The sequence below is a fragment of the Campylobacter sp. MIT 99-7217 genome, from assembly GCF_006864365.1.
Classification (GTDB): Bacteria; Campylobacterota; Campylobacteria; order Campylobacterales; family Campylobacteraceae; genus Campylobacter_D.
In genome coordinates, this window is the sequence record NZ_QHLJ01000007.1 from 49,249 (window position 1) to 71,122 (window position 21,874).

The window sequence follows — 21,874 nt, forward strand, 5'->3', positions numbered from 1 at the left end:
GTTTTACCTTAGCTTTATCGTCGCAAGAGCAAGTAAATTTGCTAAAAGTGCTATCATCCAAAAACGAACGATGATTTTATTTTCCACCCAGCCTATTTTTTCAAAGTGATGATGAATGGGCGCCATTTTAAAAACTCTTTTATGAAAAATTTTAAAGCTTCCCACTTGTAAAATCACAGATATCGTTTCTAGCACAAAAACAAAACCGATGATTAAAAGCAAAATTTCATTTTTTGAAATGATACCAAGATAAGCGATAAATCCGCCTATAGCAAGGCTTCCACTATCGCCCATAAAAACTTGTGCCGGATAGCAGTTATACCACAAAAAGCCCATTAAAGCACCAACTAAAGCACAGCACACGATGACAACCTCGCCTAAGCCTTGAATTTTTGGCAAAAAGAGGTATTCGCTGTAATTGATATTGCCACTAAGATAAAGAAAAATCCCAAGAGTAGCAAGCGAAAAAATGCTTGGCACCGTGGCAAGTCCGTCAAGTCCGTCGGTTAAATTTACAGCATTTGAAGTGGCGATAAAAACAAGCACCCAAAAAAATATCGCAAAAATTCCCATATCAAAAAGAGGATGTTTATAAAAAGGTACGAAAAGCTCTGAACTTAAAACCCCACTTAAATACAAAGGCACACAGCAAATAAGGCTTACTAGGATCAAAAATACCATTTTTGCACGAGCACTTAGCCCTGAGTGATTGTCCTTTTTGATGATCTTACCCAAATCATCGATAAAACCTACCGCACAAAAAAGTACTAAACAAAATAAGGCTAAGATCACAAAAAGATTGTCAAATTTAACACTTAAAAGACTTGCTGTAAGGGTACAAAAAACAAAGACCACGCCACCCATTGTCGGAGTAGAGCCTTTGCTTTGATGCGTGCTAGGAGCAAACTCATATATGGGCTGATTGGCATTTTTTGCTTTAGCCCAAGTGATGAATTTGGGCATTAAAAAAAGACTAAGACAAAGAGCGATAAAAAACGCAAAACCTGAACGCACACTGATATAAGTAAAAAAAGCATAATCACTAAAATAAGAAAGATAATACAAAGCCCAAAACCTTATAAAAATTTAAAAGTTTAATTTTAATGAATTTTTGCTAAAAAATATTTAAAATTTAGTGTTTATTTGCTTTGAAATAAAAATATTTATAATTTTTTATCATTATTTATATTATTATGATAATAATTAGCATTAATTTTTGATTAAGTTCCACTTTTGTATAATTTCTGCTACACTTTTTAATAAAAAAAATTTAAGGAGATTTTGATGAGGATTTGCAAATTCTTATTTATTTGTCTAGCCGTTTTTATCGGTACTCAAAGTTTTGCAGCCCAAAAAACTTTAACCGATGTTTTGGGTAGAGAAGTTAAGGTCAATTTACCCGCAAAACGCATTGCATTAGGTTTTTACTACACAGATTTTTTAGCTGTTGGTGGGGTAAAGGCTTTGGATAATGTAGTGGGTTTTTCAAAGGCTGTTTGGACTGATTGGACTCCTACTAGCTGGGAAGTTTATAGCAAGGCTGTGCCGAAACTAACTAAACTTGAGGACTTTGGCGAGGCAGAAGTTGGAACTTTTTCTGTTGAAAAAGTGCTTTCTTTGAAGCCTGATTTGCTTATTTTAGCAGCTTGGCAATGGCAAATACTCGAGTTTGATCTTGAGCCTGTGATTGAGGCAAATATCCCTATCATCGTGCTTGATTATAACCGCGAAAAGGTAGATTTGCATGTTAAATCAACCGAGCTTTTAGGCGAGATCACCGGTGAAAAAGCAAGAGCAAAAGAGCTTGCAAACTGGTATAAAGGCATTGCTGATGATGTAAGCAAAAGAATCGCTAAGGCAAAATTACCAAAACCAAAAATTTATATCGAATTTGGCAACAAGGGTCCTAAAGAAGCAGGCATTACCTATGGTAAAGATATGTGGGGAAGTTTGATTGATTTAGCAGGTGGGGAAAATATAGCAGCTCCTTTTGTTGCCCAGTGGTCTCCTATCAATCCTGAGCAAGTCATAGTCTCAAAGCCTGAAGTTATCATGATAGCAGGACGCGAAACTGAACTAAAGAAAAATGCTGAAGCTATGGTTATGGGTATAAATATCGATGAAAAAGAGGCTAAAAAAAGGCTTAATGCTTACAAAAAACGCCCAGCTTGGAACGCCCTTCCTGCGATAAAAAATAACAGACTTTATGGAATTTATATGGGTGCTTCAAGGACTTTAGCAGATGGGGCTATGGTGCAGTTTTTAGCTAAGGCTATGTATCCTGATTTGTTCAAAGATGTAGATCCTTTGAAAACTTACATAGATTTTCATAAAAAATACCTCCCTATCGTTCCTCAAGGAAGTTTTATTATCCAGGCTGATAAATGATAAAAATTTTTAAAATTTTATTCTTTTTAGTGGCAGTTTTTGCCACTTTTTTAAACTATAGTTTAGCTAAGGAAGTGGTGATTAAAGATCTTTTAAATAGGGAAGTTAAGATAAATTTACCTGCAAAACGCATAGTTATAGGATTTTATTATACTGATTTTCTAGCTGTTGGTGGAGCAAAAGCCTTTGATAATGTTGTTGGCTTCGTAAAAGATGCATGGGCTGTTTATATGCCACCAAGTTATGAAAGGTATTCAAAAATTATTCCTCGTTTAAAAGATCTTGGCGATGTTGGCGATCCGCAATTTGGTCATTTTTCTCTTGAAAAACTTATCTCCTTAAAACCTGATCTTGTCATTTTGGCTGATTGGCAATATGAAATTTTAAAAACTGAACTTGAAAAACTTCAAAACCTAAATATTCCTGTTGTCGTTATTTCTTATAATCAAGAAACTCTCGCTCAACATACCCTAAGCACACAAATTTTAGGAAAACTTCTTAATCAAGAAAAAAGAGCTGAAGAAATTATTGCTTTTTATAGCTCGAGATTAAAAGCTGTGCAAGAAAAAATTGCCAAAGCCAAGCTTAAAAAGCCTCGAATTTATATCGAATTTGGCAATAAAGGACCTAATGAACTTAGTTTTACCTTTGGAAAGGATATGTGGGGAAGCTTGGCTTTGCTTGCAGGAGGGGATAATATAGCAGCCCCTTTTGTTGATAAATGGGCTGTTATGAATAAAGAACAAGTCATTGCCTCAAATCCTGAAGTTATCATCATAACAGGACGAGAAACTGAGCTAAAGAAAAATGCTGAAGCTATGGTCATGGGTATTGGCATAGAAAAAAATGAAGCCTTAAAAAGACTAGAGGGCTTTAAGAAAAGAAAAGGTTTTGAGAATTTAGACGCTGTAAAAAATAAACGCTTTTACGCACTTTATCACAGAGCCTCAACAACAATGAGTGATATTGCCTCTGTTGAATTTATCGCAAAAATGCTCTATCCCTCGCTTTTCAAAGAGCTTGATCCAATAAAAACTTATGAGGATTTTCATAAGCAATTTATGCCTTTAATGCCCGAGGGAACTTATATATTAGGTGGACAATGAATTTAGATCAAAATAGTGAAATTAATAAAGCCCTAAAAGCACACAGAAAGCGCGAATTTAGGCGTTTTATAATCATCATAGCTTTTTTGGTTGTCGCCTTTATCTCTTTAATCTTTGACATAGCCACAGGTCCTTCAATGCTAGCTCCAAGAGAAGTCCTAGACGCACTTTTAATCCCCTTTGGAAAAATAGGCGTTGAGGCTACAACAGAGGTCATCGTTTGGGACTTGCGTTTGCCAATAGCCTTAATGGCTCTTGTTGTGGGTGCTACGCTTGGAGTTGGCGGGGCTGAAATTCAAACCCTGCTTAACAACCCCATGGCAAGTCCTTACACCTTAGGACTTGCAGCAGCAGCTGGCTTTGGGGCTTCTTTGGTTATAGCCTTTGGAAGTGCTGGAATTCCTTTGCTTTATGCTGTTCCTGTGGGAGCTTTTGTGATGACTATGCTCAGTGCTAGCGTGCTTTTTGGCTTTGCAGCTCTTAGGCATTTTAGCTCGGCTACGCTTGTTTTGGTAGGAATCGCACTTTTATTTTTATTTCAAAGCTTGCTTTCTTTGGTGCAGTTTCTTTCAAGCCCTGAAATTTCACAGCTCATTTTGTTTTGGCTCTTTGGCTCTTTACAAAAGGCAAATTGGACAAATTTACTTTTTATCTTTATCGTTTCTTCACTTTGCATTGTCCTTTTGCTGAAGGATTCTTGGAAGCTTACGGCTTTAAGATTAGGAGAGGCTAGAGCAAAAAGTATGGGAGTAAATTTAAATTTTCTCCGCTTTAAAACCCTACTCATCGTTTCAGTGATGACAGCTACAGCCATTTCTTTTGTGGGCGTTATAGGCTTCATAGGGCTTGTTGCCCCACACATTGCTAGAATGCTTGTTGGCGAGGATCAACGCTTTTTCCTGCCCTCTGCTATGTTTTGCGGGGCAGCGTTTTTGTCCGTAGCCTCAGTACTTTCTAAGGTGATAATACCGGGTGCTTTGTTTCCTGTTGGTATTGTAACTTCTTTTGTGGGCGTGCCTTTTTTCTTTTGGATCATCTTATCAAGGAAAAAAGTATGCTAAGGCTTCAAAATTTAAGCATTCACAGAGGAAATCTTTGTGTGGCTGATGAGATAAATGCTGAATTTAAAGAGGGTAAAATTTATGCCGTGCTTGGTCCAAATGGTGCTGGCAAAAGCTCCTTGCTTTCTGCTATCTTTGGGGATTTGCATTTTAAAGGGAAGATTTCTTTTGAAGATATGGAATTAAGCCTTAAAAATCACTATCTTTGGAAAAAAGACTTTGGTTTTATGCCTCAAGATAGCGGCGTTGATGCGAGTTTAAGTGCTTTAGAAGTTGTTTTGCTGGGGCTTATGGATTCTTTGGGTATGTATATTAGTGATGAGCAAATTCAAAAAGCCCTAAGTCTTATGCAAAATTTAGGTATCTTGCACCTTGCACACCAAGATGTGATGAGCCTAAGCGGTGGGCAAAGACAAATGGTGATGTTTGCTTCTGTGCTTATTAAAACTCCAAAGGTTTTGTTGCTTGATGAGCCTGTAAGTGCGCTTGATTTACACCATCAATGCGTGCTTTTAGAATGCGTCAAAGAACACACCAAAAAAGAAAAACTCATCAGCATAGTCATCTTGCACGATCTAAGCCTTGCAGCACAATTTGCTGATGAACTTCTTATTTTAGAAGGAGCTAAAATTCATGCTTTTGGTAAGGCAAAAGATGCTTTAAGCAAGGATTTGATCGAAAAACTTTACAGAATAAAAAGCCTCATTTTCTACGATGATGAAAAACCCGTCATCGTGGCAAAAAAGGCTTTAAGAAATTAACTCAAAGGAGAAAAAATGAAAAAAATTCTATGTGTTGTAGCCTTGAGTGCTGCTTTTTGTGTTAATCTTTTTGCTAAAGATTATGAAGTGAAAATGCTTGATGTAAATGCTGAGGGAACTATGGTTTTTGAACCGGGCTTTTTAAAAATCGAGCCAGGCGATAGCGTAACTTTTATCCCAACTCACAAAACACACTGGGCAAAAAGCGTTGTGATCCCTGCTGGAGCTTCTAAATTTGAGGGAAAACTTGATGAAAAATTCACGACTAAATTTGATGTTGAGGGCGTTTATATTTATGAGTGTCCGCCTCATAAAATCATGAATATGATAGGTATCATTCAAGTTGGCAAGCCTACAAATCTTGACAAAGTAAATGCAGCCGTTCCAAAGCTTGAAAAAAGAGCGTCTGAAAACAAAGGGCGTTTGGAAAATTATGCTAAGCAAATTGTCAAATAAAAAGCTTTTCATACTCACTTGCAAGGACTATCCTTTGGGAAATGCTGCCTTGCAAGGCTTACTTGAAAGGTTGGGTGCTTTTTATGAGGCTAAATTTTGCGTTTGGCAAGAGCTTAAAAATCTTGATAAAAACTGCCTTATTCTGCCCTTAGCGGTGTGGGATTATAGCCTTTTTTATGAGGAATTTTTAGCCTTTTTGCAAGAGTGTGAAAAAAGTGGGGCTAAAATGCTTAATGCTTATGATCTCATTAAAACAAACTCTCAAAAAAATTACCTTCAAAACCTGCAAGAAAAAGGCTTTGACATAGCCAAAAGTCTTTTTTTAAAAAAAGAACAAAAAGCTCTTTGGCAGGAGCAAATTCTTAAATTTAAAAAAGATTTTAAGCTCAAAGAACTCATCATCAAGCCTTTGATAGGGCAAAGTGGACGAGGAGTGCTTAGGTTTGAAAGCCCTGATTTACTTGATTTAAGCAAATTAGAGCAAGGCTTAGTGCAAGAGTTTTTAGAAGGCGTTTATGAGGGTGAGTTTTGCCTCATCTTTTTTAATAATCAATTCAGCCACGCCATTAAACGAGAGCTAAAGGATAAAGAATACAGGGCAAACTCAGCTTATGGCGTGCAAATTCTGCCTTTTTCGCCAAGTAAGGCACTCATTCAAAAAGCCCTAGGAGCTATAAAAGCCTTAAGCTTAAAAAGTACTCTTTATGCAAGAGTTGATTTCATCAAGGATAATGAAAATTTCATCATCAATGAAGTAGAACTCATCGAGCCAAGCCTTTATTTTGATAAAGGGGTAAATTCTTATGAAAATTTTATCAAAGCTTTAGAAAATTTGAGTTAAACTTCATTTATACTTTCAAATTTATCACAAAAACTTGCTTGATTTCAAAGGAAAAAAATGAGTTTAAAACAAATTCTTACCTTAAATTCCACCGAAAGAGTATGGCAACTTCCCTTTTTTGCAGCCTTAGGAGTAGCTTTAGTGCTAAGTATTGGAGGGTATTATCAAAGGCTTGATTTAGGACTTATAGCCATGATAGGCGTTATGGCTTTTTTATATACGCCAAATACGCCCATTTATCACAAAATGGCTGTTGTGATGTGCTGTTCTTTTGGAATTTCTTTATCCTTTTTGCTTGGTCTTTTAACACATATTTTTCCGCCAAGCGCACCTTTTGTTATAGGCATAGTTGCAATGAGTAGTAGTATCTTGGTAAGGTATTATGACTTAGGAGCGCCTGGGTATTTTTTCTTTGTGTTTGCAGCCTTACTTGGCTCGTTTTTTCCTTTTGAAACTAAGGATTTTATATTTTTAGTCGGTCTTGTTTGTATAGGCGGAATGATTGCGAATTTAATGGCGTTTTTGTATTCTTTGAGCGTAATTTATATTTTTAAAAATGCTCTTCCAAAGCCTGTTCCTCAAAGGGGACATTTGGGTTTTGAAGTTGTTGTTGTGGATTCTTTTATTATGGGCTTTTTTGTGGGACTTGCTTTATTTTTAGGACAATTCTTAGCCCTTGAAAGAAGTTATTGGGTTGCTGTAAGTTGCACCGTCATCATGCAAGGCATAACCTTAAATTCAGTCTGGAACAAGCAAATCCAGCGTATAGTAGGAACTCTTGTGGGTTGCTTTTTTGCTTGGTTTTTGCTGGGGATTAAATTTGAAGCTTGGGAATTTGTGCTTTTAATGGCTTTTTTAGTTTTTATGACTGAATATGTTGTATTTCGCAACTACGCCCTTGCCATGGTCTTTATCACTCCTTATGTAACCTACTTGGCTGAGGCTACAAATTTTATGAACTATGATGCAAATTTACTTGTAAAAGCTAGGCTTGAAGATGTGATCGTGGGTAGTATTTTAGGGCTTATGGGTGGCTTTGTGATATATAAGCCTTATTTAAGAGCAGGATTCGACAAAATCGCTAAATTTATCTTTAAAATCAAATTTTCATAAGGCTTGTTCAATTTTTATTTCCTTGCTTTAAAAGTCTTAAAGTACATAAAAGATTTTAATAAAAAATTCAATTTATTTTGCTATAATTAAGCCTTTTTAACCATTAAAGCTTTTAAATCCGCTTGCGGTGCTTTATGGGACTTACCAAATTTAAAGGAAAAAGCGATGTATGCTATCATCAAACATAGCGGAAAGCAGTATAAAGTGAGCGTTGGCGATGAGCTAAAGCTAGATCACTTTGAAGCTGAAGCTAAAAGTAGCGTTGAAGTAAGCGAAGTGCTTGCGATCAACGATAAGGACTTAAAGGTAGGTGCGCCTTTTGTAGCAGGTGCAAAGGTAGTTTTAGAAGTGATTAATCACGGCAAAGACAGAAAAGTCGTGATTTATAAAAAAAGACGCAGAAAAGATTCTAAGCTTAAAAGAGGCTTTAGAAGACAATTCACACGCGTTAAAGTCAAAGATATCAAAGCTTAAGGAGTAAGAAATGGCACACAAGAAAGGTCAAGGCTCAACTCAAAATAACCGCGATTCTATCGGTCGTCGTTTAGGTGTTAAAAAATTTGGTGGCGAATTTGTCCGTGCTGGAAATATCATTATCCGCCAAAGAGGCACAGCAACTCACGCTGGAAACAATGTCGGCTTAGGTAAAGATCACACTATCTTTGCTTTAATCGACGGCTTTGTGAAATTCGAAAGAAAAGACAAAGACAGAAAAAAAGTTTCTGTTTATCCTGCCTAAATTTAGGGGCTTAGCCCCTTTTTTCATAGTTAATATTTTTTCTACAAAACCTACTGAGCTTTTAAATTTTTCCTTTAAAATATATTTTTGTCTTTTTTAAAATCGCAATAAAAAACTAAATTTAAGTTGGGTTTTATTATAATTTTGTGCTTGGGAGGCTAGATTATGAAATTAGGTAGTTTATTTGCTGGTATTGGTGGGATAGAACTTGGCTTTAAAAAGGCTGGTTTTAAAACAGCTTGGGGTATAGAACTTGATTCTAAGGCTTGTATAACATATAAAGCAAATCACAAACACAAAATCATTAACGAAGATATAAGTAAAATAGACTTAAACAGCCTTGAAGATATTGAAATTCTAAGTGCTGGTTTTCCTTGTCAAGCCTTTAGTATAGCTGGATATCAAAGAGGCTTTAAAGATGAAAGGGGCAATATTTTTTTTGAAATTTTAAGATATTTGCGGTATTTTAAACCACGAATTATTTTTTTAGAAAATGTCAAAAATTTGTTAAGACACGATAAAAATAAAACCTTTGCTATTATAAAACAAGAATTAGAAGGCTTAGGATATAAATTAAAATACGAAGTTTTAAACAGTTGCGAATATGGCAATATCCCACAAAATAGAGAAAGAATTTATATTATTGGCTTTTTGGATTATGATTTATTTGATAATTTTACTTTTCCAAAAAAAATAAAACTGAGTAAAAAAGTGCAAGATTTAATAGATAAAAAAGCTTCAAAGGAATTTTATTATAAAGATACAAAATATTATAATGAACTTAAAAAGGTAATGCATAATAAAAATACTCTTTATCAGTGGAGAAGACAATATGTAAGAGAAAATAAAAGTAATCTTTGCCCAACATTAACCGCAAATATGGGAACAGGAGGTCATAATGTGCCTTTAGTTATTGATAGTTTGGACATAAGAAAACTAACTCCTAGAGAATGTGCTAGATTTCAAGGCTTTGATGATAATTTTATTTTGCCAAAAGAGCTTTCAAATGCGAGTTTGTATAAACAAATTGGAAATAGTGTTTCTGTGGGAGTAATTGAAAATATCGCAAAAGAAATTAAAAAGGTGCTTAAAAATGAATATAGAGCAGTTTGTTAAGCAAAATATAAGAAAGATTAACGAGAGGGTTAATGATTTTAAAAATGAGCTTTTTAATTCTACTGAGATTAAAGAATATTTAAAGCAAAGATTTGTAAGTTTATGTGATGATTTAAATTTCAAAGATAGGATTTTGAAAAAATTTAAAGAGGGCAATTATCAAAAAAAAGAAATTATAGAAATTGCCAACAATGAAATTTTATATAAAAATGATATAGAACTTTTTTTAGAAACTCAAATTTTTTTAAAACTTTCTCAAGAAGAATTATTAAAAGAGCTTAAAAACTTATCCTTAGAACACATAAAGACTAAATTTACAAACGATAAAGAATTTAAATTTATCCAAAACAAATTAGCCAAAATCCTTGAAAAAGCTCTTTTTATAGCTTCAAAAGATGGTTTTTCTAGAAATTTAAATAATATAAACTCAGGAACAATGACAGCTAATGCAGGAGATAGTGCTCAGTTTTTATTTATAGCTAGGGCTATTTTGGCAGGATTTAATGCCTCAAATGTTGATGTTAGAAGTAGTCGTTATGATGCTATTGTGGATTTTGAAAATACTCTTTTACGCATTCAAGTTAAGGGCATTTCAAGTGGCGAGCTTATTAGCTTTAAAGATAGAGATAGAGGCGGTCAAGGAATATATCATAAGCATGAAAGAAATCAAGGAAAAAGGATCACAAAAAAAGATTGTGATCTTTATATGGCAGTGGATAAACAAGTAGGGATTTGTTATTTGATACCTATGAGCTTTGCTGATAAATTTAACGATAAAGAATGCACAAAGATAAAACTTTCCCAGCTTAAAGTTTATAAAGAAAATTGGGAAGTTATTAAAAAAGTAGCACAAGAACTTAAAAATATAAATTTTAAAAATTCTAAAAATTTATAAATTTTTTAAAAATTTTCTTAAATTTAATTTTCACTTCATTCAAGCGAATTTGCTATGATTACTCCTTTAAAGCTTAAAGAGGTTGAATGCAAGGCTTTATTTTACATACGCAAAAAGTAAAAGATGAGGATTTGATCGTTTTTGTACTAGAAAAAAATGCCTTATTAAAAACATATCGTTTTTATGGCTTAAGACATTCTAGTATTTTAAATGGATATAAGATTGATTTTGCACTTGAAGAAAATATTTCTTTCTTACCTCGCCTAAAAGATGTTTTGCACCTAGGTTTTGCGTGGATACTAAAACGCGAAAAAATGATCATTTGGCAAGAATTTATCAAGCTTTTCTATCAGCATCTTAAAGATGTAGAAACGCTTGATAGTTTTTATTTCGAGCTTTTAGATGAATGTGCGAAGCGTTTTGAAAAACAAAATCCAAAACGCGTCATTCTTGATGCTTATGTAAGAATTTTAGAATTTGAGGGGCGTTTGCATAAAGATCATATCTGTTTTGCCTGTGATGAAAAGATACAAGCTCAAACACTTCATCTTGTGCGAGCCTTTCTCCCAGCTCATGAAAACTGCGTTTTTAAGAGTATAGAGGTTGATACACAAAAACTTGAAAATTTTTATGAGAGTTTTAATTCTGGCATTTTTGATGATGAGGAAATCAACCATTTATATAAGCTCATTAAAGAAGGTTTATAAATTATTTTTCAATCCTAAATTTCACAAAATCATACTCCCCACTTTCAGATATAAGATAAAGTTCGTATTCATCAGCATTTAAATCCAAAATTTGACTTTTTTCGCTACCCTCATAAATAAGTCTTTGATTTAAATACCAAAAAACCTTTTCATTTTTTAAGTTAGCAATTTTAATCAAAAGCCCCTTTTTAGAGTCAAAATCCTTAGCTTGCAAGATATTTAGCCCAGAACTTGGATAAAGAATTTGAAGATTTTTTTGATTTTTCACATTTATTTTTTGCTCTTGCAAGAAATTTAAAGCATTTAAAGGCAAATCGAGCTTCAAATTTAGCTTAGCGTCCTTAAAATGGGGGTGCAAAGAGTTAATCTCCTCATTTTCATACATAAAAACCTTTTTTAAAAAAGGAGAAAATCTCAAAGGCTTTGCTTCTTTTGGATACAAAATTTCAGCAAAATCCCCACCAAGCTCCTCATCATAGCGGTAATGCGTTTTTGTTTCTACCCTTATCTTGATCAAATCCTCACTTTTTTCAAATTCCAAATCCGTATCCTCTAAAAGCCCCAAAAGCTCAAAAAGCAAATCCCCAGCTATACTCACCCCATATAAATTTGCATTTGCTTCTCCTGTGAAATTTCCCACCCAAACTCCAAGCGTGTATTTTGGCGTTGCTCCCATAGCCCAAGCATCTTTTCTACCATAACTTGTGCCTGTTTTATAAGAAATAATCTTTTCTTTTTTATTAAAATTTTCAAGTCCAACACGAGCAAGATCTTTTAGGCTTTGAAGCGTTAAAAAGGCTGAAGCTTTGCTAAAAATTTGTCTTTGCTCGGTAAGATTTTCATCTCTTATATAAGAAATTTCACTCATTTTTCCATAATTTGCAAGGGCTAAATACAGCTTTGAAAGCTCTTCTAAGCTCAGTTCTTTTGTGCCTAAGATAAAAGAAAGTCCGTATTTTTTATAATCCTCATCTTCAAAGCCTAAAAAATCTTTGATTTTGAAAAAAAACTTCTCATAACCATAAGCTTGCAAAAGTGAGACAAAAGGCACATTTAAAGAGCGTCTCAAAGCTTCTTTAGCTGGGATAAGTCCGTAGTATTTTTTATTTGCATTTTGGGGGTTAAAATTTGAAAAAAAGGTCGGCACATCAAGCAAGATTGACTGAGGAGCTATCAAGCCCTCATCTATGCTTAACGCAAATAAAAAGGGCTTTAAGGTTGAACCCACGCTTCTTTTAGCCTTTATGCCATTAATCTGCCCTAAATTTAAAATATCATAAAAATCTTGCGAACCAACATAAGCTAAAGCTTTCTTGCTTTTTGTATCAAGCAAAAGCACGCTTAAGTTATGAATGCCCTTTTGCATAAGTTTTTGGCTAAATTCTTTTGCCTTGGCTTCAAATTTACTTTGTAAGTTTTTATCTATACTTGAGATGATGAACTTTTGCTTATCGTTTAAAAGCTCTAAGGCTAAATGAGGAGCTAGGTTTTTGCGAGGTTTAAAGCTTGGCAAATCCTCCCTTAAAGAAAGCTCAAACAAATCCTTTGAGATTAAGCCCTTTTCAAGCATTTTACCCAAAAGCCTAGCTCTTTTTTCTTTAAGTAAAGTTTTATTTTTTTCAAGATTGATAAGCCCCGGATTATTTGGCAAAACAGCCAAAAGAGCAGCTTGGGCATTTGTTATATCATCTGGCTTTTTATCAAAATAAAACAACAAAGCTGCCTCATATCCCACTAAATTCCCTCCATAAGGTGCATTGCTAAGATAAAGGCTTAAAATTTCATCTTTGCTAAAATGATACTCTAAGGCAAAGGCTTTGATGATTTCGTGAAATTTATAAAAATAAGTGCGAGGATTTTTTTCATTAAGCTTGATAACCTGCATAGAAATGGTGCTTGCTCCACTTCTTTTAGCATAAAAAAGATTGTTTTTAAATGCCCTAAACAAGGCTAAAAAATCCACCCCAAAATGTGAATAAAAATTTTTATCCTCATACAAAATCACAGCTTGTTTAAGTTTATCAGGGATTTTACTTGCTTTTAAATGCCACTGCTCATCATCATTTAAAAAAACACTTAAAATTTCTTCATTTCTATCAAGCATAAGTTTGCTATAACGAGCTTCGAAATTGTCCAAAAACTCATCTTTATCAAAGGAAAAAAAGACAAAGGCTACATACACAAAAAACAAAAGCCCTAAAAATCCTATAAATTTAAGAAATTTTAGAGCTTTGCGAGATAAAAATTTATTTTTCAACAACGACTTTTTTGCTTTCACTTAAAGCTTGGTAGCTATCATTATACATTGCCTCTGCGTAAGCTCCGGGCAGGGTATAAATTCCCGGTGTAACCGCACTTAGCTTCACATAAAAACTTGCCCCAACATCATCTGCTCCTGTCAAATGATCTAAAAACCACATGATCTTATCATCTCTAGCATCGACAAAATCAGCATAAGCTCTGAATTTTTTTACAAATTCAGGCTCTTGTTTATCTAAAAGCGTATGAGCAAGTTCCCAGCCACTTGGCAGGATCTGAGTAAGAGCTAGGTGATCAAAACTTGAACCACTTTGATTATAAACCTTAATGAGCATGTAAAAACTCTGCCCGCTTTTTAACTTGCTCTCATCAATGACATTGCCCACCTCATCATAGAATTCTCTTTGTATGCGAATGCCTTTTGAATAAGGCTTGGCTTGCTCTAGCTTAATCCCCTCAACACCAAAGCTTGCAAAAATATCTTTTTTCGTGCTTAAAACCGCCTTTGACTCGTCAAATTCAAAAATTTGCAAATCCTTTTGATTTAAGCTAATGTTCTTTTGATCAAGCTTAAGCTCTGCTTGCATGTTAAGATCATTTTGAGCTTGGCCTAAATTTGCTCCAAAAGCTAGGGCATACAAGCCATAACCTATACTTTGTGTGGAAAGATAAGAATTTGCTTGCAAAGCAGAGCTTATTTCATCATAAAGCTTGTTGTTGGTTTTGCCATAAATGATTTTATAAGCATTTGAGATGATAGCCTTATCTCTAAGAGTTGAGCCATAGCTTAGGCTTTGGTATAAATTTGTGTTTGTCTCAGTACTTAGCGAGCTTGCGATTTTTAAAGCTATATCGTCTAATCCTGCAAGCTTGTATGCTGCTGCAAGTTGCCATTTGGAGAGATTATCAAGCTTATCAAGCTTTTCATAAAGTATATTCATAGCTGAAATATTCGCATTCTTAGCAAGGGCTAAAAGATATAAAGAATTTGCCTTTAGATAATAACCATAGCCCTCGTCTTTAAAATAAGTCTTATTGACAAAATTTTTCTCATATTCAAGCCATCTTTGATAAAGACCCTCAGGCACATAATAACCTGCATTTTTAGCAAGGATTAAAAACATTCCAGCATAATTTGTCCCCCAAATATGTGATGAGTTTCCTCCTTGCCAATACGCAAAACCTCCATCTGCGGTTTGAAAGCTTACAAAGCTTTGAATGGCTGCGTTGATATTATTAATCGCTTTTTGTTTATCAAATTTGGTGCTAAATTTATCCAAATAAAGCTGAGGAAGAACAGCTGAAGTGCTTTGCTCTATGCACCCATAAGGATAATGAAGCAAGTATTTTAAACGCTTATCTATATCAACAATAGGCGTTGCAGAAAGCTTAAGCGTCGCATTTACACTTCCTTTTACAAAGCCCTCTTCAATGCTAAATTCCTTACTTTCTCCAGCTTTAATCATCAAATTTGTATTCTCGTAAGTATAGGCATTTATAGGCTTTATATCAATTTGCGTTTGATTTTTATAAGTATAATTTTTAGCACTTAAGGCAAAATCAAACTCTTCTATGCCTATATCTTTTTTAGCCTTAGCTCTAATGAGTATATTTTTTACTTGTTCTTTGCCAAAGTCGATTTTAAACTCATTTTGAGAAAGTTCAATGAGCTTATTTTGAGTTTTTACGCTTAAATTTGCACTTGTTACATCTTCATCTAGCTTAAATACCTGCACCAAAAGATCAAACTCATCATCTATCCTTATAGCTCTTGGTAAGGTTTCAAGCATAATAGCAGGAGCTGAAACTTGGATATTTTTCCACGCATTACCAAAGGCTTTGTTTGAATGAGCCACCACCATGACACGAACACTTCCAAGATAAGAAGGCATTGCAAATTTAGCCTTAGCAAAGCCCTTTTCATCACTTTTCATAGGAGCTTGAAACAACACCACAGGCTTAAATCTCTCAGCCTTTTCATCTTTGTTTTTCACATCTCTTGTGCTTGCATCACCTCCTGTAGATAAAACCTTTAAAACCTCTCCAAAGCTTTTTGCAATGATCTTATCATAGGTATCAAAAACCTTTAGTGCAAAACCTCTTTTTGCATAAAAATAACCCCAAATATCAGGAGTTTTAAAATCCGTCAAGTCCAAAAGCCCCTCATCAACTACAGCTAAAGTATAAGTATAAGGGCTTTTATCCTTACTTTGAATGCTGATTTCAAATTCTTCATTAGGTCTAATTTTTTCAGGAGCAACAAGCTCAAGCTTAAGCTTGCTTTCCTCGTCCTCTACTCTTACAGGCACAACACCAAAAAGTCTTAAAGCTCTGTCATTTTCATAGCCCTCATAATCTTGAAGCAAACTCACGCTCACATAAACATTTGGCACATAAGTTTTATCAAGCTTAAGCTCAAATTTAGTGCTTTTATCCTCAGTATCCACAACAAAGCGTTTTAAAATATCAAATTCATTGCTCAGCGTGATCAAAGCCTTTGCATTTTTCACACTTTCAAACTCGATCACAGCCGTTTCATTTGGTGCGTAGCTTTGTTTATTGGTTTTTATTTTTAAAGAACTGATAATATCAGCATTACTTGGCTCTCCCCAAGAGCTTACATAAAAGCTAAATCCAGCACTTGCACCACTTTGCACATCGACAAGTTCTATAAACATATCCCCGTAAAAATTTTTTGTATCAAAATCAAAGCTAATAGGCTTATCCGCACTTAAAAGTTCGCCTTTTTCTATAAGCTCAAGCTTAGAGCCACTTTTATTTGAGCGGACAAAATTTTCAAAACTACTATAATCCCACCACCAAGAATGATTTGCTTTGTAAATTTTGTATTCAAGCTTTTTACCCTTGAGTAAATTTTCTTTTAAATCACTCACAATAGCGTTAAATGTGATCTTTTGACCTTGCTCTATGTAAGAATTTTCAAGCTTTTTTAAGCCCACAAAATAATCATACTTGATCAAATCCACGCTTTTTACAGCATTTACGCTTTTTCCACCCTCCTCATAAACTCTTGCTGATAAAAAGGCTTCGTAGTTCGTGTTATCTTGTTTTGTGATTTGGCTTGGAATTTCAAAATAATTCTCACTCATTCCATTTTCATCAAGTTTTGCTTGTATATTTTTTGAACTTGTGCTTATATAAAGGCTAGGATTTGTAAAAGTATAGTTTTTAAATTTAGAGCTTACAAAACTTTTTTTGTTAAAATCAGCCCTAATGTCGTATTTTAAACCACTTGCCACAGCTCCAAAAAGATACTTGCTTTCTAAGGCAAAATCAAGCTTTAAATTTGTCCTTAAATCAAGCTTTTTAGTAGTTTCAAGCTCCACTTTTATGCGGTTAGGGCTTATAGCTTGAACAAGGATATTTTCCCTAAATTTAACCCCTGCTATGTCAAGTTCTACCTTGTAAATCCCTGTAAGATCGTTTAAATTTGTAAAAAGTTCTTTATAAAACATCTCATTTGAAGGCTCAAGCGTGATATTATCCAAAATTTTCTTTCCCTTTGGATCATAAAAACTTAGCTTTATAGGGTGATTTATCCTTTCTTTGTCATTTTGTGCGACTATGCTAAGATGAATTTTATCACCCGGTCTATACACCCCTCTTTCTGTATAAATAAAGGCTTTGATCTTACTTTCTTTTACCACTCCATCAACATCAAAGCCGTCTAAATTTAAAGGATTGCTTAGCCTTAAAGTACTTATTTGATTATCTTTGCTCGCAAGGATAAACAAGGCTTTTTCATCTATGTTGGTAAAATAATCATAGTATTCTTCACTTGCTTGCTTTGTGCTTAAATTTGATACCTTAGCACTTAAGATAGCCTCGCCCTCATTGCCACTCATCTTTGTATCTAAAATTTGATTTTTATTGCTAATAAGCTCAAGCTTAACGCCATTTACTGCATTATTTGTTATAAAATCCCTTACACTTACATAAATTTTATCCCCTATTTGTTCAGCACTTAGGGCTAAATTTGAAAAGATAAGATTCTTGCTTATTTCTGCTTTTTGATCAAAAAATCTTGACTTATCATAATCATCAAAGCCTGAAAAATCATAATCAGCCCCCTTTTCATCAAAGCTAAGCCTAAGAGTAAATGCCCCACTTAAATCCTTAAGAGCAGCAAGGCTTAGTTCATTTTGTATCCATTCATTTTTCTTAGAATCAAGATCAAAGCTTTTTTCTAGCACAAGTTGGGTGGTGTATTCTCTGCTATCTTGAATTCTACTTGAAAGAGAGCTTAAATTTTTCCTTGCTTCAAAGTCATCATATCTTAAAAATTGAGAAAAATTATTGGTGTGGATTTGATAAATTTGAAGCTTTATTTTTTTGACATTAAGACTTTTGAAGGCGATTTTTTTATCAGCCTTACTTGGAAGAAAAACTCCCGAACTTGAAAAAGAAAGGCTTGGCTCTAGGTCTTTAAAACTTATAGTTGCGTTAAAATCTTGCTTAGAGCGTATATTATCTTTACTTTTTAAACCTTGGGCGATTTGAATGGTATAATTTTGAGAATTTAAAAAATTGCCCGTGATTTTGATTTTATTTCCTAAAACTAAAGCATTAAAGCTTAAATTTGGAGAAATCATAATCAAATCTTTTACATTTTGTTTTTCATCAAGTTCATCAGAAAAGCCTAGCTCTATATCCTTATCCCTTGTTTTTGCACTTATAAAGGATAGATTTTCCTTAAGCTCACTTGTAAATTTAAAGCTCAAATCCTCGCTTAAACCAAGCTTTTTACTAAACTGAAGTTCAAAGTTTATCACCTCATCTTCAAGCTCAAAAGGCTTACTTTTGATGATCAAAAAATCCTCAAAAGCCGAATTTGAAACTACCTCAAAGGGAAATTCCTTGCCATTTTTTAAAAGCTTTGTAAATTTTGTTAGCTCATCTGGTGCAAGTTGAAAATTAGGGCGAAATTTAATATATAAAAATCTTTGCTTTCCTTCTATTTTAAATTCTGAATCTTGAAGTTTTAGTTCTAAATCCTGTGTTTTAAAGCTTAAATTTACAGGAATTTGCTCAAGCTCAAAGTCTATTTTATACGAACTTTTAGCCTTCAAAGGAAAATGAAGCTTTAGGGTATTTTCCATAAAACTTGCATTGATGAACTCTAACTTGCCATTTACCTTTGCTTCAAGACCGCCTTTTTGATTGATTAGCTTTGCAAGTGCTTTTTTCTTTTCGTCCAAAAGCTTACTTTCATCAAATTCCACAAATAAATCCTGAGTATAAGCAAGAAGTCCGTCAGTTTGCGCTCTTATAAGCTCACTTTTTGGTTTTTGAGTGCAAGAGCTGATAAAAAATGCTAAAAAGAAAGTTAAAATAAACCTAAACATCTATTTTCCTTAGTTTTGTATGAGTTTTTTGATTATACTCAAAAACTTTTAAAACTTTATTTAAAATTTCACATTAAATTCACGCAAATAAAATATACTTTCATTAACAAAAATTTTTAAGGAGAACATTATGAAAAAATTGATTTTAACAGCAAGCGTGCTTTTAGGTTTAGCACTTACAAGTGCTTTTGGCGATGGTTTTAAAATTTATGGAGTCATCACTAACGCAGACATTAACACAAGAACAATCACACTTGATTCTTCTGTAAGTCCGGGTGCAGTTTTGAGGATTTTACCAAATACAGAAATTGACATGGACGATTGTGGGCTTTTTGGCTTATACGATAAGCATGGAAAATGGGAGGATTTAGTTCCTGGAACCTTTGTAAAAGCTGAAGTTTTTGGCTATGCAAATCCTTCAACCTCACCAACTCCACTTAGCGTAAAAGAAATCACTATAGAATGTGGAAAAAAAGCTTATTAAAACCCTCATTCTCGCCTCAAAGCGAGAATGAACTTTGCTTAATCTTTCTTCTTGACAATCTCATTTAAATCTTTGAAATTTTCCACATATAAACTCATACTTGGATAGGCAAAAACCAAACCATTTTTAGCAATAATTCTCATAAAATCAAGCATTAAAGCCTGTCTTGCTTCTCTATAGCCCCTTGAATCTATAGCTTTAGTATAAAAATAAAGCTCTATATTTATAGAACTTTCGGCAAATTCACACAAAGAAACATAGCAAGCATTTTTATAACCCTCTAAATCATTCATAGAAACAAGGTTTTGTCTGTATTTTGCCCTAAAATTATCTTGCTTTAAAGCACTATCAGAAGCGTGGGCGACTAGGGGACTTTTTTCTAAAAGCTCTCTTAGTTCATTGATACATTTTTCAAGCCTTTCAGCACTTGCATCATATCCAACGCCAAGCTTCATGACTATCCTACGACCAACCTTTCTTTTACTCCAATTCTTCACATTAGCCGCCATGATCACTGAATTTGGAAAAAATACCAAAGAATTATCAAAGGTTCTTATCGTTGTTTTTCTTAAACCTGTCTCAACGACAGTTCCCTCAACCCCTGAAATTTCAACCCAATCGCCTTGATTAAAACTATCATCAAAGGCTAAAATGATAGAAGAAAAGAAATTTGCGATAATATCTTTTGCAGCCAAAGCTACAGCCAAACCTCCTATCCCCAAAGAAGCGATAATGGCTGAGATATTAAAGCCTAGATGAGAAAGCATAAAAAGAGCTACAATAATAACAATAACAAAATAAAGCACCTTAAAAATGAGATTAGCCACCTCTTTTTTTCCGCTTTTTTGGGCTAAATTTGAAATGAGTATAAAGCCATAGCCATCAATAGCATTAATCACTATCCAAGCAATATTCAAAGCATAAATCACATAAAAGCTATTTCCTAGCCAAATAGGCACAGGAAGAGGATAGTAAAGTACGCTAGCACAAACTCCAAGCCCATAAAAGAATAAAAAGCTTTGCATAGAAAGATTGCTTTTTTCTACAAAAATATCCTCTATTTCTCTATGACTTAAGCTTTGTTTATCCTTATTCCTAAAGATAATTTTAATGAGGACAAAATAAACAAAGTGAGGCACAAGCTTGCGTATAAGATAAAAAAAGACTAAAACAATAAGAGAGATGATAATCTTTCCAAGGTCTAAAAACTCGCTTTGAAAAGGGGCTTTTTCATTAATCCAATCAATATAATTTTGAAGCTTTAGCATACTAAAAAAGATATTATTTTCAAAAAATTTTGCATTATCCCTAAAATACTGCAAAATTTGCCTATAAGCTTTTATATTTGTGTTTAGTTTTTCAAGCTCAAGCTTTAAATTTGAAAGTTCCTTAGGATCTTTAATATCCTTTTCAAGCCCTTTAAAATCAGGTTCAAAGTCGTTTAATTGATCTACAATAGGACTTAAAAGACTTTCGATCTCTTCGCTTGTTTTGGCATTTTTAAAGGCTTCTTCAAGTTTAAAAAGCGTGGAGTAAAAAAGCTCATTATTTTGCATAAAAGCAAGTTCTAATTTTAGTTTATAATAAAGCTCGTTATGTTCTTTTAAAGCCTTAAGTTCCTCGCTTAAACTCTCTTTTTTATCTAAAAACACCTGCACTTTTTTTTCATCAAGTTCTTGCTTTGCTATAATGCTGGGCAAGGTTTCTAAAAGCTTATTTTGCTTATCTTTTAAGCTTTCAAGCTCATCTTTAACCTTACTTGAGTTACCATCTTCTTGAAGCTTTTTGATCTTCACATCAAAGCTGATAAATTTTTGCACCAAATCAGATATCTTTAAAGGATTTTGCTCTGCTTTTAAATTTACAAAAGCTACCAAAAATAAAGCTATTAGTAAAATTTTTTTCATTTTTGTTCCTTATTTTTAGTGATTAAAACAAAATGTTGCCCCTCAAAGTCATACTCATAAATTTCTCCTGTTTGAATGATAAAATACCAAGCATGCACTTCTATTTTCTTTTCTTCTACAGCCTTTGAAATTCCGGGATAAGTGAGTAAATTTTGTAAAGAATTAACTAAATTAAGCTTTTCTGTAATCCATGATCTCATCGCCTCATCATTTCCTGCGATCTTAATCGCTTCTTCTTTTATAGGTGCAAGCATATCAAGCCATTTTTTTACATTAGGAATATTTTCAAATTTTTCTTTAGAATTATAAAGAGCCAAACAGCCCCCACAATTACTATGTCCGCAAACAATGATATTTTTAATATCCAAAGCATTTACAGCATACTCTATAGCTGAAGTGGTCGCTAAATAATCACTCCCTACGCGATAAGGTGGAATGATATTGGCTATATTTCTTATTACAAAAAGCTCGCCTGGACCTGTATTTGTGATGAGATTTGGTATAACCCTTGAATCAGAACAACCTATGAAAAGCGTATGGGGATCTTGTTTATTTTTAAGCTTTTCAAAAAGACTTTCATGCTCTTTAAAGTCTTCTTCCATAAATTTAAGCGCACCTTGAATAAGATTTTCCATGATATTTTCTTTCCTTACTTACAATAACTCATTCTAATAT

General features: G+C 33.8%; 18 protein-coding genes. 13 read left to right on the forward strand and 5 right to left on the reverse strand.

Translation table 11 applies throughout. The annotated features are described in order from the left end of the window. Positions 1-3 precede the first annotated feature (3 nt). Entirely contained in the window at positions 4-1,065 is a 1,062-nt protein-coding gene (mraY, locus tag DMB92_RS07000) for a phospho-N-acetylmuramoyl-pentapeptide-transferase (RefSeq protein ID WP_142682341.1), read from the reverse strand. Positions 1,066-1,284: 219 nt separating this feature from the next. Between mraY and DMB92_RS07005 the strand changes: the two genes are divergently transcribed. From DMB92_RS07005 to recO, 12 genes are all read left to right on the forward strand, one after another. Continuing rightward, the gene (locus DMB92_RS07005) at positions 1,285-2,388 is read left to right on the forward strand and encodes an ABC transporter substrate-binding protein (protein WP_142682342.1); all 1,104 of its coding nucleotides are present in this window, start codon (positions 1,285-1,287) and stop codon (positions 2,386-2,388) included. Next, complete coding sequence (locus tag DMB92_RS07010; protein ID WP_142682343.1) at positions 2,385-3,494, forward strand: ABC transporter substrate-binding protein; 1,110 nt, start codon at positions 2,385-2,387, stop codon at positions 3,492-3,494. The genes DMB92_RS07005 and DMB92_RS07010 overlap by 4 nt, the downstream gene beginning before the upstream one ends. Continuing rightward, positions 3,491-4,555, forward strand: coding sequence for a FecCD family ABC transporter permease (locus tag DMB92_RS07015; protein ID WP_142682344.1), 1,065 nt, complete (start codon positions 3,491-3,493; stop codon positions 4,553-4,555). Before DMB92_RS07010 ends, DMB92_RS07015 begins: the two co-directional genes overlap by 4 nt. Next, on the forward strand, positions 4,549-5,316 hold the full coding sequence (locus tag DMB92_RS07020) for an ABC transporter ATP-binding protein (protein WP_142682345.1): 768 nt from the start codon (positions 4,549-4,551) through the stop codon (positions 5,314-5,316). The genes DMB92_RS07015 and DMB92_RS07020 overlap by 7 nt, the downstream gene beginning before the upstream one ends. A gap of 15 nt (positions 5,317-5,331) precedes the next feature. After that, complete coding sequence (locus DMB92_RS07025; RefSeq protein ID WP_142682346.1) at positions 5,332-5,772, forward strand: pseudoazurin; 441 nt, start codon at positions 5,332-5,334, stop codon at positions 5,770-5,772. Further along, positions 5,750-6,613 carry a RimK family alpha-L-glutamate ligase gene (locus tag DMB92_RS07030; RefSeq protein WP_185900176.1) on the forward strand — a complete coding sequence of 288 codons (864 nt, stop codon included), beginning with the start codon at positions 5,750-5,752 and terminating at the stop codon, positions 6,611-6,613. The genes DMB92_RS07025 and DMB92_RS07030 overlap by 23 nt, the downstream gene beginning before the upstream one ends. A 57-nt stretch (positions 6,614-6,670) precedes the next feature. Further along, positions 6,671-7,726, forward strand: coding sequence for an FUSC family protein (locus DMB92_RS07035; protein ID WP_142682348.1), 1,056 nt, complete (start codon positions 6,671-6,673; stop codon positions 7,724-7,726). Positions 7,727-7,891: 165 nt separating this feature from the next. Continuing rightward, positions 7,892-8,200: a 50S ribosomal protein L21 gene (gene rplU / locus DMB92_RS07040; RefSeq protein WP_142682349.1), complete on the forward strand. Its 309-nt coding sequence runs from the start codon at positions 7,892-7,894 to the stop codon at positions 8,198-8,200. 10 nt (positions 8,201-8,210) lie between these two features. Then, the gene (gene rpmA, locus DMB92_RS07045; RefSeq protein WP_142682350.1) at positions 8,211-8,465 is read left to right on the forward strand and encodes a 50S ribosomal protein L27; all 255 of its coding nucleotides are present in this window, start codon (positions 8,211-8,213) and stop codon (positions 8,463-8,465) included. A 165-nt stretch (positions 8,466-8,630) separates the two neighbouring features. Then, positions 8,631-9,581, forward strand: a complete 951-nt coding sequence (locus DMB92_RS07050; protein ID WP_142682351.1) for a DNA cytosine methyltransferase — start codon at positions 8,631-8,633, stop codon at positions 9,579-9,581. Beyond that, positions 9,559-10,476 (forward strand): group I intron-associated PD-(D/E)XK endonuclease, encoded by a 918-nt coding sequence (locus tag DMB92_RS07055; protein ID WP_142682352.1) that lies wholly within the window; start codon positions 9,559-9,561, stop codon positions 10,474-10,476. Before DMB92_RS07050 ends, DMB92_RS07055 begins: the two co-directional genes overlap by 23 nt. 86 nt (positions 10,477-10,562) lie before the next feature. Continuing rightward, positions 10,563-11,183, forward strand: a complete 621-nt coding sequence (recO, locus tag DMB92_RS07060; RefSeq protein WP_142682353.1) for a recombination protein RecO — start codon at positions 10,563-10,565, stop codon at positions 11,181-11,183. Between the two features lies 1 nt (position 11,184). Here the strand turns inward: recO and pbpC are convergent, their stop codons facing one another. Together pbpC and DMB92_RS07070 are read right to left on the reverse strand one after the other, a co-directional pair. Beyond that, positions 11,185-13,440: a penicillin-binding protein 1C gene (gene pbpC, locus DMB92_RS07065; RefSeq protein WP_260604776.1), complete on the reverse strand. Its 2,256-nt coding sequence runs from the start codon at positions 13,438-13,440 to the stop codon at positions 11,185-11,187. Continuing rightward, positions 13,430-18,808 (reverse strand): alpha-2-macroglobulin family protein, encoded by a 5,379-nt coding sequence (locus tag DMB92_RS07070; RefSeq protein WP_142682354.1) that lies wholly within the window; start codon positions 18,806-18,808, stop codon positions 13,430-13,432. Before DMB92_RS07070 ends, pbpC begins: the two co-directional genes overlap by 11 nt. 130 nt (positions 18,809-18,938) lie before the next feature. On the opposite strand from DMB92_RS07070, the gene DMB92_RS07075 reads away from it, so the two are divergent. Continuing rightward, complete coding sequence (locus DMB92_RS07075; protein ID WP_142682355.1) at positions 18,939-19,292, forward strand: hypothetical protein; 354 nt, start codon at positions 18,939-18,941, stop codon at positions 19,290-19,292. A 38-nt stretch (positions 19,293-19,330) separates the two neighbouring features. Here DMB92_RS07075 and DMB92_RS07080 read toward each other — a convergent pair whose 3' ends face one another. Both DMB92_RS07080 and DMB92_RS07085 read right to left on the reverse strand, forming a co-directional pair. Beyond that, the gene (locus DMB92_RS07080) at positions 19,331-21,199 is read right to left on the reverse strand and encodes a mechanosensitive ion channel family protein (protein ID WP_142682356.1); all 1,869 of its coding nucleotides are present in this window, start codon (positions 21,197-21,199) and stop codon (positions 19,331-19,333) included. Beyond that, the gene (locus DMB92_RS07085; protein WP_142682357.1) at positions 21,196-21,834 is read right to left on the reverse strand and encodes a carbonic anhydrase; all 639 of its coding nucleotides are present in this window, start codon (positions 21,832-21,834) and stop codon (positions 21,196-21,198) included. Before DMB92_RS07085 ends, DMB92_RS07080 begins: the two co-directional genes overlap by 4 nt. Positions 21,835-21,874: the final 40 nt, after the last annotated feature.